12 protein-coding genes and 1 pseudogene are annotated in these 12,241 nt (G+C 68.1%); 8 read left to right on the top strand and 5 right to left on the bottom strand.

Features of this window, described 5'->3' with window-relative positions:
- Positions 1-111 precede the first annotated feature (111 nt).
- From panE to HWX76_RS11520, 8 genes are all read left to right on the top strand, one after another.
- A complete protein-coding gene (gene panE, locus HWX76_RS11555) occupies positions 112-1,059 on the top strand; it encodes a 2-dehydropantoate 2-reductase (protein ID WP_050015073.1) in 948 nt (315 codons plus the stop codon).
- Between the two features lie 236 nt (positions 1,060-1,295).
- A complete protein-coding gene (locus HWX76_RS11550; RefSeq protein ID WP_050015075.1) occupies positions 1,296-2,255 on the top strand; it encodes an AraC family transcriptional regulator in 960 nt (319 codons plus the stop codon).
- A 120-nt stretch (positions 2,256-2,375) separates the two neighbouring features.
- The gene (locus tag HWX76_RS11545; RefSeq protein WP_006485848.1) at positions 2,376-3,317 is read left to right on the top strand and encodes a substrate-binding domain-containing protein; all 942 of its coding nucleotides are present in this window, start codon (positions 2,376-2,378) and stop codon (positions 3,315-3,317) included.
- Between the two features lie 67 nt (positions 3,318-3,384).
- Positions 3,385-4,905 (top strand): sugar ABC transporter ATP-binding protein, encoded by a 1,521-nt coding sequence (locus HWX76_RS11540; protein ID WP_050015091.1) that lies wholly within the window; start codon positions 3,385-3,387, stop codon positions 4,903-4,905.
- On the top strand, positions 4,892-5,905 hold the full coding sequence (locus HWX76_RS11535) for an ABC transporter permease (RefSeq protein WP_034175227.1): 1,014 nt from the start codon (positions 4,892-4,894) through the stop codon (positions 5,903-5,905). The genes HWX76_RS11540 and HWX76_RS11535 overlap by 14 nt, the downstream gene beginning before the upstream one ends.
- A 46-nt stretch (positions 5,906-5,951) precedes the next feature.
- Complete coding sequence (locus tag HWX76_RS11530) at positions 5,952-7,040, top strand: alcohol dehydrogenase catalytic domain-containing protein (RefSeq protein WP_050015079.1); 1,089 nt, start codon at positions 5,952-5,954, stop codon at positions 7,038-7,040.
- 29 nt (positions 7,041-7,069) lie between these two features.
- Positions 7,070-8,617, top strand: coding sequence for an FGGY-family carbohydrate kinase (locus tag HWX76_RS11525; RefSeq protein ID WP_176015823.1), 1,548 nt, complete (start codon positions 7,070-7,072; stop codon positions 8,615-8,617).
- Complete coding sequence (locus HWX76_RS11520; RefSeq protein ID WP_176015822.1) at positions 8,614-9,372, top strand: SDR family oxidoreductase; 759 nt, start codon at positions 8,614-8,616, stop codon at positions 9,370-9,372. Before HWX76_RS11525 ends, HWX76_RS11520 begins: the two co-directional genes overlap by 4 nt.
- 50 nt (positions 9,373-9,422) lie before the next feature.
- On the opposite strand, the gene HWX76_RS11515 is transcribed toward HWX76_RS11520, so the two are convergent.
- The 5 genes and pseudogenes from HWX76_RS11515 to HWX76_RS11495 all read right to left on the bottom strand — a co-directional run bounded on the left by HWX76_RS11515 (position 9,423) and on the right by HWX76_RS11495 (position 11,878).
- Positions 9,423-9,563, bottom strand: a complete 141-nt coding sequence (locus HWX76_RS11515) for a hypothetical protein (protein ID WP_012339712.1) — start codon at positions 9,561-9,563, stop codon at positions 9,423-9,425.
- Between the two features lie 172 nt (positions 9,564-9,735).
- Positions 9,736-10,320, bottom strand: a complete 585-nt coding sequence (locus tag HWX76_RS11510; protein WP_176015821.1) for a nucleotidyltransferase family protein — start codon at positions 10,318-10,320, stop codon at positions 9,736-9,738.
- Positions 10,321-10,422: 102 nt separating this feature from the next.
- Positions 10,423-10,728, bottom strand: a pseudogene (locus HWX76_RS36660) (M15 family metallopeptidase); the annotation flags it as partial.
- Positions 10,729-11,246: 518 nt separating this feature from the next.
- Positions 11,247-11,642, bottom strand: coding sequence for a type II toxin-antitoxin system VapC family toxin (locus tag HWX76_RS11500; protein ID WP_050015092.1), 396 nt, complete (start codon positions 11,640-11,642; stop codon positions 11,247-11,249).
- The gene (locus HWX76_RS11495) at positions 11,639-11,878 is read right to left on the bottom strand and encodes a type II toxin-antitoxin system Phd/YefM family antitoxin (protein WP_021158157.1); all 240 of its coding nucleotides are present in this window, start codon (positions 11,876-11,878) and stop codon (positions 11,639-11,641) included. Before HWX76_RS11495 ends, HWX76_RS11500 begins: the two co-directional genes overlap by 4 nt.
- Positions 11,879-12,241: the final 363 nt, after the last annotated feature.

The raw sequence follows: 12,241 nt of genomic DNA, 5'->3' as shown, positions 1-12,241 counted from the left end.
GCGGGCATCTATGCATATGCATAACAGCGGCCGCTATACTGTCGGGCGATGGTCGGCGTCGCGCCCGCACGGGCGGCAGTGCGACGACGATGAAACCGAAAGGAGGCAACGATGCGGATTCTGGTGGTAGGGGCCGGCGCGGTCGGCGGATACTTCGGCGGCCGGCTGGCCGCGGCGGGGCGCGACGTGACGTTCCTGGTGCGCGACGGCCGCGCGGCCGCGCTTGCGCGCGACGGGTTGCTGATTCGCAGCCCGCGCGGCGACCTGACGCTCGCGAACGTGCAGACCATCCGCGCGGGCGACGCGGGCGCCGGCGTCGCGCCGTTCGATCTCGTGCTGCTGAGCTGCAAGGCGTACAGCCTCGACGACGCGATTGCATCGTTCGCGCCGTTCGTCGGCCCGCAGACGCTGATCCTGCCGATGCTCAACGGGATGCGTCACGTCGACGTGCTGCGCGAGCGTTTCGGCGCGTCGCAGGTGCTCGGCGGGTTGTGCGTGATCGCGGCGACGCTCGATCGCGAGCAGCGCATCGTGCACCTGAACGACACGCACGGCGTGTCGTTCGGCGAACTGGCCGGCGGCGAATCGCCGCGCGTGCGCGCGGTGGCCGACGTGCTCGGCGGCGCGGGCTTCGACGCGACGCTCAGCGACGACATCACCGCGCGGATGTGGGACAAGTGGGTGTTTCTCGCGACGCTCGCCGCGAGCACGTCGCTGTTTCGCGGGTCGATCGGCGACATTCTCGCCGCGCCGGACGGCCGCCGCCTGCTCGAAACGATGCTCGCCGAATGCAGCGCGATCGCCGAATACAACGGCCACCGGCCCGACCCGGCGGCCAGCGAGCGGATGCAGCGGATGGTGCTGACGCCGTCGCCGCTGACCGCGTCGATGCTGCGCGACGTCGAGAACCATGCGCGCGTCGAAGCCGATCACGTGATCGGCGACCTGCTCGCGCGACGCGACCCGCAGGCGGCCGATACGCTGTCGCTGCTGCGGATCGCGTACAACCACCTGAAGGCGTACGAGGTGCGCACGGCGCGCGAGCACGCGGCGGCGTAAGCCGGCGAGGGCGGCCGCCGCGCCGTTCCGCGCTGCAACAAATTTGCCGTCCGACGCCATTCCCGCGCGCGGGCGGCAAAAAAGTATCGAAAATCAGGCGTAAAGTTGGTGGAGCCGCGCGCTCGATCGACCTACATTGCTTCCCATGCGACCGGTCGCCGTGCCGCGCGAAACACGCGGCACGCGCGCCCAGCCGAACAGGCCGGCCAGCAATATATGGGAATGGAGACGCCAACATGATGCACCCCGATCTCGAAGTGGTCGAAGTGCGACGCGACGAGTCGTTCAAGGTCTGGTCGCACGGCTATCCGTATCGCACGATCCGCTGGCATTTCCATCCCGAATTCGAGCTGCACCTGATCGTCGCGACGCACGGCAAGTATTTCGTCGGCGATCACATCGGCTCGTTCGGCCCGGGCCATCTCGTGCTGCTCGGCCCGAACCTGCCGCACAACTGGGTCAGCGACATGGCCGAAGGCGAAACCGTCGAGCGCCGCAATCTCGTGATCCAGTTCGATCCGTCGTTCGTGCGTCGCTGCATGGACGCATTCCCCGAATGCCGCGACGCGCAGGCGCTGCTCGACGACGCGCGGCGCGGAGTCGGCTTCGACACCGCGACGAGCGCCGCGATCGCGCCGTTGTTCGACGAACTGCTGACCGCGCGCGGCATGCGCCGCATCGCGCTGTTCATGACGATCCTCGAACGGCTGTGCGGCGCGGCGGAGCGCACGCTGCTCGCGAGCCCCGCGTACGACCAGGCCGACGTCACGCCGACACGGCTCAGCCACGCGCTGTCGTATATCGGCAAGAACCTCGCTTCCGAGCTGCGCGAATCCGATCTCGCGCAACTGACCGGGCAGAGCGTCAGCGCGTTCTCGCGCGCGTTCCATCGCCATACGGGCATGCCGTTCGTCCAGTACGTGAATCGTCTGCGGATCGAATCCGCGTGCCAGATGCTGCTCGCCGACGACGCAAGCATCACCGACATCTGTTTCCAGGCCGGCTTCAATAACGTGTCGAACTTCAACCGCCAGTTCCGCGCGGTGAAGGGAATGGCGCCGTCCGAATTCCGCGCGCTGCAGCGCCTGAACGTGCGCAGCCGCGAGCTGGCGCTGCACGCGGCGCCGACCGGTAACCCGCTGCCGCCGCGCGTGCTGACGCCCGGTGCGCCCGAACTCATGCCGCAGCCCGGATGATCGCCGGGCCGCCGCCCGCCCGAGTTTTACCCGCCGTTTCACCCAGCCGATCGCGTCGCTCACGTCGCGAGGGGCGCATTCACCCACGAAAAAGCCGCACACAATTCTGGAGACACCGTCATGACGCACGCATCGCCCGCTTCATCCCCCCGTCGCGCCGCCCGCCTGGCGGCCGTTGCCGCGCTCGCCGTCGCGGCGCTGTTGCCCGCCGCCGCGCACGCCGCGCCGCTGCGGATCGGCATGACGTTCCAGGAACTGAACAACCCGTACTTCGTGACGATGCAAAAGGCGCTGAACGACGCGGCCGCGTCGATCGGCGCGCAGGTCGTCGTCACCGACGCGCATCACGACGTCAGCAAGCAGGTGAGCGACGTCGAGGACATGCTGCAGAAGAAAATCGACATCCTGCTCGTGAACCCGACCGATTCGACCGGCATCCAGTCGGCGATCACGCAGGCGAAGAAGGCCGGCGCGGTGGTCGTGGCCGTCGACGCGAACGCGAACGGCCCGGTCGATTCGTTCGTCGGCTCGAAGAATTACGACGCGGGCGTGATGTCGTGCGAATACCTCGCGAAGGCGATCGGCGGCAGCGGCGAGGTCGCGATCCTCGACGGCATTCCGGTCGTGCCGATTCTCGAACGCGTGCGCGGCTGCAAGGCCGGACTCGCGAAATTCCCGAACGTGAAGCTCGTCGATACGCAGAACGGCAAGCAGGAGCGCGCGACCGCGCTGTCGGTCACCGAGAACATGATCTCCGCGCATCCGAACCTGAAGGGCCTCTTCAGCGTGAACGACGGCGGCTCGATGGGCGCGCTCGCCGCGATCGAGGGGTCCGGCAAGGACATCAAGCTGACGAGCGTCGACGGCGCGCCCGAGGCGATCGCCGCGATCCAGAAGCCGAACTCGAAGTTCATCGAGACGACCGCGCAGTTCCCGGCCGACCAGGTGCGCATCGCGCTCGGCATCGCGATCGCGCGCAAGTGGGGCGCGACGGTGCCGAAGGCGATTCCCGTCGACGTGAAGGTCGTCGATCGCGGCAACGCGAAGGGTTTCAGCTGGTGAACGACGTGCGACGCGACGCGACGCGAAGGGCGGCGGCGCGGCCGACGCCCTTCGCACGGAGAAGCCGATGGACACGATACTCAGGCTCAGCCACATCACGAAAAGCTTTCCCGGCGTGAAGGCGCTGTCCGACATTCATCTGGAGATCGCGCGCGGCGAGATCCATGCGCTGCTCGGCGAGAACGGCGCGGGCAAGTCGACGCTGATGAAGATCCTGTGCGGCATCCACCCGCCGGATGCCGGCACGATCGAGATCGACGGCGCCGCGCGCCATTTCGCGGACTATCACGACGCGGTCGCGGCCGGCGTCGGCATCGTATTCCAGGAGTTCAGCCTGATTCCGCACCTCGATGCCGTCGACAACCTGTTCCTCGGCCGCGAGCTGCGCAACCGCTGGGGCGCGCGCGACCGCAAGCGGATGCGCGCCGCGGCGGCGAGCATCTTCGCGCGGCTCGGCGTGGCGATCGATCTCGATGCGCCGATCCGCACGCTGTCGGTCGCGCAGCAGCAGTTCGTCGAGATCGGCAAGGCGCTGTCGCTCGACGCGCGCATCCTGATCCTCGACGAACCGACCGCGACGCTCACGCCGGCCGAGGCCGAGCACCTGTTCGCGATCATGCGCGAGCTGAAGCGGCAGGGCGTCGCGATGATCTTCATCTCGCATCACCTCGACGAGATCTTCGCGGTGTGCGACCGGATCACGGTGCTGCGCGACGGCCAGTACGTCGCGACGACCGAGGTCGCGCACACCGACGTCGAGCAACTGGTGCGCATGATGGTCGGCCGCCGGATCGAGAGCAGCTTTCCGCCGAAGCCGGTCTTGCCGGCCGACGCGCCGGCCGTGCTCGAAGTCGATGCGCTGCAGATCGAGCGCGACGGCCCGGTGAACCGCTTTGCGTTGCGTGAAGGCGAGATCCTGGGTTTCGCGGGCCTGGTCGGCTCGGGCCGCACGGAAACCGCGCTCGCGGTGATCGGCGCGACGCGTGCGCATCGCAAGGCACTGCGCGTGCGCGGCGCGGCGGCGAAGCTCGCCGATCCGGCCGACGCACTGCGTGCGGGCATCGGCATCCTGCCGGAAAGCCGCAAGACGGAAGGGCTCGTCACGTCGTTCTCGATTCGCGACAACATCTCGCTGAACAACCTCGGCAAGTACCGGTCGATGCGCTGGCTGATCGACCGGCGCGGCGAGGCGCGCACCACGCACGACGTGATGCGGCGCGTCGGCGTGAAGGCGCCGTCGATCCACACCGAGGTCGCGACGCTGTCCGGCGGCAACCAGCAGAAGGTCGTGATCGCGCGCTGGCTGAACCATCACACGTCGGTGCTGATCTTCGACGAGCCGACGCGCGGCATCGACGTCGGCGCGAAAGCCGAAATCTACGGGCTGATGCGCGAACTCACCGCGCGCGGCTACGCCATCATCATGATCTCGTCCGAATTGCCGGAAATCGTCGGCATGTGCGATCGCGTCGCCGTGTTCCGGCAGGGCCGCATCGAAGCGACGCTCGCCGGCGACGAGATCGATCCCGACACGGTCATGACCTATGCCACGACCGGCACGCGAGGAGCGACCCATGAACCTGCCTGATTCTTCTTCCACGCGTTCGACGACGCTCGCGGCCACCGCCGGAAACGGCGATGCGCCGCCGCCCCGCGCGATGTGGGCGCAGCTACGCCGCTCGACGCTGTTCTATCCGCTCGTCGGCCTGATCGTCGTATGCATCGCGATGATGATCGCGAGCCCGAGCTTCCTGTCGGCCGCGAACCTCGAGAACGTGCTGCGCCAGGTGTCGATCAACGCGATCATCGCGGTCGGCATGACCTGCGTGATCCTGACGGGGGGGATCGACCTGTCGGTCGGCTCGGTGATGGCGCTGTCGGGCACGCTCGCGGCCGGGCTGATGGTCGCGGGCGTCAACGCGGTCGCCGCGCTCGCGATCGGCATCGCGGTCGGGCTCGGCTTCGGCTTCCTGAACGGCGTGTTCGTCGCGTTCGCGGGGATGCCGCCGATCATCGTCACGCTTGCGACGATGGGCATCGCGCGCGGCCTCGCGCTGATCTATACGGGCGGCTATCCGATCGACGGGCTGCCCGACTGGGTCGCGTTCTTCGGCAGCGGCAAGGTGCTCGGCATCCAGGCGCCGGTGCTGATCATGCTGGTGGTCTATGCGATCGCATGGCTGCTGCTCGACCGGATGCCGTTCGGCCGCTACGTGTACGCGATCGGCGGCAACGAGCAGGCGACGCGGCTCACCGGCGTGCGGGTCGCACGCGTGAAGCTGATCGTCTACACGCTGGCCGGGCTCACGTCGGCGCTCGCCGCGATCGTGCTGACCGGGCGCTTGATGAGCGGGCAGCCGAACGCGGGCGTGGGCTTCGAGCTCGACGCGATCGCGGCCGTCGTGATGGGCGGCACGTCGATCTCCGGCGGGCGCGGCGCGATCCTCGGCACGCTGGTCGGCGCGCTGCTGCTCGGCGTGCTCAACAACGGGCTGAACATGATCGGCGTGAACCCGTACGTGCAGAACGTGATCAAGGGCGGAATCATTCTGCTCGCGATCTACATCAGCCGCGAGCGATCGCGGTAACTATTGATTAATCCGGTATCCGAATCACTCATAAAAGAGACAACCCATGACGACACCCGAAGCCCAGCCGCGCATGACCGCGGTCGTCTGCCACGGCCCCGAGGACTATCGCGTCGAACAGGTCGCGATGCCGCGCGCCGGTACGAACGAGCTCGTGATCCGCATCGCCGCGTGCGGGATCTGCGCGAGCGACTGCAAGTGCTACACCGGCGCCAAGATGTTCTGGGGCGGACCGAGCCCGTGGGTGAAGGCGCCGGTGATTCCCGGCCATGAATTCTTCGGCTATGTCGAGGCGCTCGGCGACGGCGCGGCCGAGCATTTCGGCGTCGCGTTGGGCGACCGCGTGATCGCCGAGCAGATCGTGCCGTGCGGCAAGTGCCGCTATTGCAAGTCGGGCCAGTACTGGATGTGCGAGGTGCACAACATCTTCGGCTTCCAGCGCGAGGTCGCCGACGGCGGGATGGCCGAGTACATGCGCATTCCGCCGACCGCGATCGTCCACAAGATTCCGCTTGGCGTATCGCTCGAGGACGCGGCGATCATCGAGCCGCTGTCGTGCGCGATTCATACGGTGAACCGCGGGGACGTCCAGCTCGACGACGTCGTCGTGATCGCCGGCGCGGGCCCACTCGGGCTGATGATGACGCAGGTCGCGCACCTGAAGACGCCGAAGAAGCTCGTCGTGATCGACCTGATCGACGAACGGCTCGAACTCGCGCGCCAGTACGGCGCCGACGTGACGATCAACCCGCAGCGCGACGACGCGCGCGAGATCGTCCGCGCGCTGACCGACGGCTACGGCTGCGACGTGTACATCGAGACGACCGGCGCGCCGGTCGGCGTGAACCAGGGGCTCGACCTGATCCGCAAGCTCGGCCGCTTCGTCGAATTCAGCGTGTTCGGCGAGGATGCGACCGTCGACTGGTCGATCATCGGGGACCGCAAGGAACTCGACGTACGCGGCGCGCACCTCGGGCCCTACTGCTATCCGGTCGCGATCGACCTGCTCGCGCGCGGGCTCGTCACATCGAAGGGCATCGTCACGCACGGTTTCGCGCTCGAGGACTGGGACGACGCGATCCGCGTCGCGAAATCGCCCGAATCGATCAAGGTGCTGCTGAAGCCGGCCCGCTGACGGCCGGCGTGCGCCTCACCGGAGACATCATGGAATACGTGATAGGCGTCGACATCGGCACGCAGAGCACCAAGGCGCTGCTGGTCGACCGGCACGGCACGATCGTCGCGCGGCGCTCGGCCGGCTACCAGCCCGATACGCCGCGCCCGCTGTGGGCCGAGCAGTGGCCGCAGGTGTGGTTCGACGCGGTGCGCGACTGCATCGCCGGCTGCGTGGGCGATGCGCGCGTGCAGGGCGTGCCGGCCGATGCGATCCGGGCGGTGTGCGTGAGCAGCCTGTACGGCGGCTCGGGCATCCCGGTCGACATCGACATGCGGCCGCTGCATCCGTGCCTGATCTGGATGGACCGGCGCGCGACCGCGGAAGTCGACTGGGTCAACGCACACGTGAACGTCGAGCGGCTGCGCGTGATCACCGGCAACGGCGTCGACAGTTACTACGGCTTCACCAAGATGCTGTGGCTGCGCGACCGGCGGCCGGACGTTTGGGCGAACGTGCGCTATTTCCTGCCGCCGAACGCGTACGTGATCTACCTGCTGACCGGCGAAGTCGCGGTCGATCACAGTTCGGCCGGCAATATCGGCGGCGTGTACGACGTCGCGCGCCGCGAGTGGTCCGACGATGCGCTCGACATGCTCGGCATTCCGGCGACGATGATGCCGGAACGGCTGGTCGATTCGACGGACGTCGTCGGCGGGTTGCTGTCGCAATGGACCGCGCCACTCGGGCTGCCGGCCGGCACGCCCGTCGTCGCGGGCGGCGTCGATGCGGCGGTCGCGACCTTCGCGGCCGGCGCGACGCGTACCGGGCAGCACGTCGCGATGATCGGCACCAGCATGTGCTGGGGCTACGTGAACCGGCACGTCGATGCGCGGCACGGCCTCGTCAGCATGCCGCACGTGTTCGACGGGCAGCGCGACCTGTACGTGTTCGGCGGCGCGATCACGGCCGGCGCGTCGGTCGCGTGGTTTCGCGACCAGTTCTGTCACGCGGAAATCGATGCGGCGCGGCTGCTGCCGCACGGCGATCCGCACGCGCTGCTCGAGGAGGCGGCCGAGCGCGTGCCGGCCGGCGCGGACGGCGTGCTGTTCCTGCCGTATCTGATGGGCGAGCGCAGCCCGGTGTGGGATGCGAAGGCGAGCGGCGCGTTCGTCGGGCTGAGCCTCGCGCACACGCGTGCGCATCTTTATCGTGCGGTGCTCGAAGGCGTCGCGTTCGCGTTGCGTCACAACATCGAGGCCGGCCGTCGTGGCGCGGTGGCGCTGGACGATCGACTGATCGTCGTCGGCGGGGCCGCGCATTCGGCGCTGTGGATGCAGATCATCGCGGACGTGACGGGTTTTCCGGTGTGGACGATCGAGCAGGACGTCGAAGCCGCGATGGGCGCCGCGTTGCTGGCGGGTGTGGGTGTGGGGCTGGTGTCGCGCGATGACGCGCAGGGCGGCTGGGTCACGCTCGTCGAGCGCGCGCGGCCCGATGCCGAGCGCGCGAAAACGTATGACGCGCGTTTTGCGCTCTACACGGCGCTGTATCCGGCGCTCAAGCCGATCATGCACAAGCTGGGCACGTCATCATGAACACACGATTCGATTTCAGCGGGTCAACGGTGCTCGTCACGGGCGCATCGAGCGGCATCGGCCGCGCGTGCGCGATCGCGCTGGCGCACGCAGGCGCGCGCGTCATCGCTGCAGCGCGAGACATGGCCGCGCTCGACGCGCTCGCCGGCGAGATTGCGTGCGATACGTTGCGCATGGATGTCGGCGGCGACCAACACGCGATCGATGCCGCGCTCGATGAGTACGATGCATTCGACGGCCTCGTCAATTGCGCGGGAATCGCGTCGCTCGAACCGGCGCTCGATGTCGACGCCGCGCATTTCGATCGCGTGATGGCCGTCAATGCGCGCGGCGCGGCGCTCGTCGCGCGGGCGGTGGCGCGCAAGATGATCGAGCGCGACGGACGCGGCGCGGCGAACGCACGGGGCAGCATCGTCAACGTGTCGAGTCAGGCGGCGCTCGTCGGCCTGCCCGCGCATCTGAGCTATTGCGCGTCGAAGGCGGCGATGGACGCGATCACGCGCGTGCTGTGCATCGAACTCGGGCCGTACGGCATTCGTGTGAACAGCGTGAACCCGACCGTCACGCTCACGCCGATGGCGCAGTTCGCGTGGAGCGCACCGGAAAAGCGCGCGCCGATGCTGGCCGCGATTCCGCTCGGCCGGTTCGCGCAGCCGAACGAAGTCGTCGAGCCGATCCTGTTTTTGCTGAGCGACGCGGCGTCGATGATCAGCGGCGTGTCGTTGCCGATCGACGGCGGGTATACCGCACGCTAGACCGCGTCACGGCAGTCGCGGGTCGAGTGCGCGGCGCGGCCGGCGCGCGGCTAGACCGGATCCTTGCTCGGCGGTCCGTCCGGCTGCTGCGGGTTGTCGTGATGGCCGGGCGGCGACGAGAACGGATCGTCTTCCGGATCGCGGTTCGGGTCGGCCGGTGGTTCGGGCGTCGGGGTCGTGTGGTCGCTCATGGAGAACTCGCGCAGTGCGTGACGGCGGTGGCGCGGCGGACGCGCCTCGTCTCCGTTATAGCCAATCGGGCGCGCGTTTGCAGCCGGATTCTTGCGATGGCTTGTCGATCGTCGGAGAAATCCGCCTATTGGCAGGGTTCGTGCGGGAACGTGCGGGCCCGCGCAATCAATGTCAGCGCAAATCCGCCGGTGTATCGACGTCGCGCAGGATGCCGGGATCGTCGACGTCGAGCAGGGCCACCGGCGCGCTGGCGAACAGTGCGCGAGCGCCCGCGTCGCCGTCGAGAGTGGCGAGCGCCTCGAAGTGGTGCGCGGCGAAACCGACCGGATGGCCGCGCACGCCGCGATGCGCGGGTGCGACGATCGACGCGCCGTCGGCGTCGAGCGCGCGTGTGACCGTTTCGTAAGTGGAAGCCGCGATCCACGGCATGTCGCCGAGCGCGACGAGCCAGCCGCTCGCATCGGGCGCGGTGCGGACGCCGGCCGCGAGGCTCGCGCCCATGCCGCGCAACGCGTCGGGGGCATAGACGACCTGACAGCCGGCTTCGTTCAGCAGGATCGCGAGCTTTTCGGCGCCGGGCCGCACGATGGCGATCACGTCGGCGGTGGCGGCCGCGAGACGGCGGGCGGCGGCGACTGCGACCGGCGTGCCGTCGGGAAGCCGAGCGAGCAGCTTGCTGTGCAGGCCGCTCGGGTCGAAGCGTTGACCAAGGCCGCCGGCGAGCAGGACGCCGGTTGCGAGTGACGCATAGGACATCGGCGCGGGGGGAATGAGACAGGTGCTGCGATTGTGCGGGAGCACACGGGGATCGGCAAGTGACGATGTTACCGAGTCACGTAAGCCGGATCGGGAAAACCGTCATCGCGACGCTTCGTCGAGCAGGCTTTCCTCGACAGGACCGTAAATTGCGTGCGATTCGTTCTGAATGGCGGCCCAATAGCGGTCGCCGAACGACCAATGCCACCATTCGGACGGGTAATTCGTGAAGCCGGCGCGGATCGGCGCGTCGATCAGGATCTGGCGGTTTCGCGCGGCCGCGCGGCTGATGAACGGGGTGCGCGTGTAGCAGGCGCCGGGCGATTCCCGATCGCTGGCGTTCACGATGGTGCCCAAATCGGCTTCGATGCCGTCTGCCGATATCAGCGTGAGGTCGATGGCGGCGCCAGTCGGATGGGCGGCGACTTCCGGCGGCGCGACCTAGTGGTTCGCGAGTTCGTACAGGGCTTCGTCGGACGGTGGCGGAGCGTGCGACGCAGATGCGCGACGTGGGCGGTGAAAGAGTCGCGTTGCAGCGCCAGCGGGCGATGGCCTTCCTTCACGTCCAGGCGCAGGCCGGCCGGGAGCGTGTGCGAGGCGGGCGTTGGCCAGCCGTTCGGCGACGCCGCGGCGCACCTTCAGGACATGCGGGCTCGCGTTGTCGACGCGGGCGCGGCTCAAGTCGACGGCGATGCGGTCGTGGAAGGTAGCGAGATCGACGCCCCCTTGGTGCGACTCCTGCCGGGCGATCGACCGGACGGCGGGATCGGAGAGCGGAATCACGGTAGCGGGCAGGTGGCGAGGACGGTTGCGGGCCGCTGGCCGATGTCGATTAGGGGTGCGGTCGTTTTGGTCGGACCAATCGCCAATATGCCGGAGTCGGGTGGAAGGCGCGGCGCGGTTTGACCTGCGAGCGCGAACGACGTTTACCAAAGCGTCTTGACGTGTGCGTATGCGCGGATTTTTTCGTCGCGGGTGACGAGCGGCGCGCCGAGCCGCCGCGCGGTCGCGACGATCATGCGATCGGCCGGATCCTTGTGGAACGTGCCGGGCAGGTCGGCGGATTTCGCGGCGATGTCGGCATCGACGGGCACGAAGCGCATGCCGTCGATTTGCGCGACGGCGGCGAGCCACGCGTCGACATCCATCGTCAGGGCGAGGCGGTCGTTGCGCACCAGCATCGCGATTTCCCACGCGGAGATCGCGGATGCCGCGAGCGCGCCTTCGCTCCGTGCACGATCGATCGCGCTTCGCGCTTTCTTGCCGAGCGCAGGGTCGCCCGCTACCCACCATACCAATGCATGTGTATCCAGCACGATCACCGCGACGCCTCCCAATCATCTTCCGCAATCGGATCGAGAGGATTGTCGTAGCGCATGACCGAACCGCGCAATATGTCCAACGGCTGAGCTTCGCGCGAGCGATACGGGCGGATCTCGAGCGTCGGTTTGCCGTGATCGGTGACGATCAGGCTTTCGCCCGACGCCTCGACGAGCCGGAAGTATTCGAGTGCGCGAGCCTTGAATTCGGATTTCGATACGGGAGCGTGCGGCATCATGATATGTTCATGGTCATCGGACTATGGTCATTTTAGACCCGCATTCCGATGCGGCGCAAGCACCCGGGGCGGCAGGCGCGCGACCGAAAGAGGGGGCATCGGCGTCACAGTGTGCGTCGGCGTGCTTTCCGGGCCAGGTTGTGACTGGAGTCTAGGGAGTTCCCTAGCGCCCGCCATGGTTGCCGTTTTGGGCTATGGCCTCCCGGGCGCGAGTTCATATTATCGGAGCTCGCCAGGATCGAGATGCGGTCGGTCGTAACGAATCAGCGGCGCGATCGTCGGCGCCGGTTGCAGGGATGGCCGTTTGCGTGCGGCCTTGGCGGGTATGGGCGCACGGCCGACGGGCCTGTTCCCGCACAAGCC

The sequence above is a fragment of the Burkholderia sp. BCC0398 genome (assembly GCF_902833245.1).
In the GTDB taxonomy this organism is placed as follows: Bacteria; Pseudomonadota; Gammaproteobacteria; order Burkholderiales; family Burkholderiaceae; genus Burkholderia; species Burkholderia sola.
This window is presented reverse-complemented; position numbering and strand designations above follow the sequence as displayed.

Bases quoted from the DNA above. Each gene is read 5' to 3' on its own strand.
- panE (WP_050015073.1), top strand. From the start codon at position 112: ATGCGGATTCTGGTGGTAGGGGCCGGCGCGGTCGGCGGATACTTCGGC.
- HWX76_RS11550 (WP_050015075.1), top strand. From the start codon at position 1,296: ATGATGCACCCCGATCTCGAAGTGGTCGAAGTGCGACGCGACGAGTCG.
- HWX76_RS11545 (WP_006485848.1), top strand. From the start codon at position 2,376: ATGACGCACGCATCGCCCGCTTCATCCCCCCGTCGCGCCGCCCGCCTG.
- HWX76_RS11540 (WP_050015091.1), top strand. From the start codon at position 3,385: ATGGACACGATACTCAGGCTCAGCCACATCACGAAAAGCTTTCCCGGC.
- HWX76_RS11535 (WP_034175227.1), top strand. From the start codon at position 4,892: ATGAACCTGCCTGATTCTTCTTCCACGCGTTCGACGACGCTCGCGGCC.
- HWX76_RS11530 (WP_050015079.1), top strand. From the start codon at position 5,952: ATGACGACACCCGAAGCCCAGCCGCGCATGACCGCGGTCGTCTGCCAC.
- HWX76_RS11525 (WP_176015823.1), top strand. From the start codon at position 7,070: ATGGAATACGTGATAGGCGTCGACATCGGCACGCAGAGCACCAAGGCG.
- HWX76_RS11520 (WP_176015822.1), top strand. From the start codon at position 8,614: ATGAACACACGATTCGATTTCAGCGGGTCAACGGTGCTCGTCACGGGC.
- HWX76_RS11515 (WP_012339712.1), bottom strand. From the start codon at position 9,563: ATGAGCGACCACACGACCCCGACGCCCGAACCACCGGCCGACCCGAAC.
- HWX76_RS11510 (WP_176015821.1), bottom strand. From the start codon at position 10,320: ATGTCCTATGCGTCACTCGCAACCGGCGTCCTGCTCGCCGGCGGCCTT.
- HWX76_RS11495 (WP_021158157.1), bottom strand. From the start codon at position 11,878: ATGATGCCGCACGCTCCCGTATCGAAATCCGAATTCAAGGCTCGCGCA.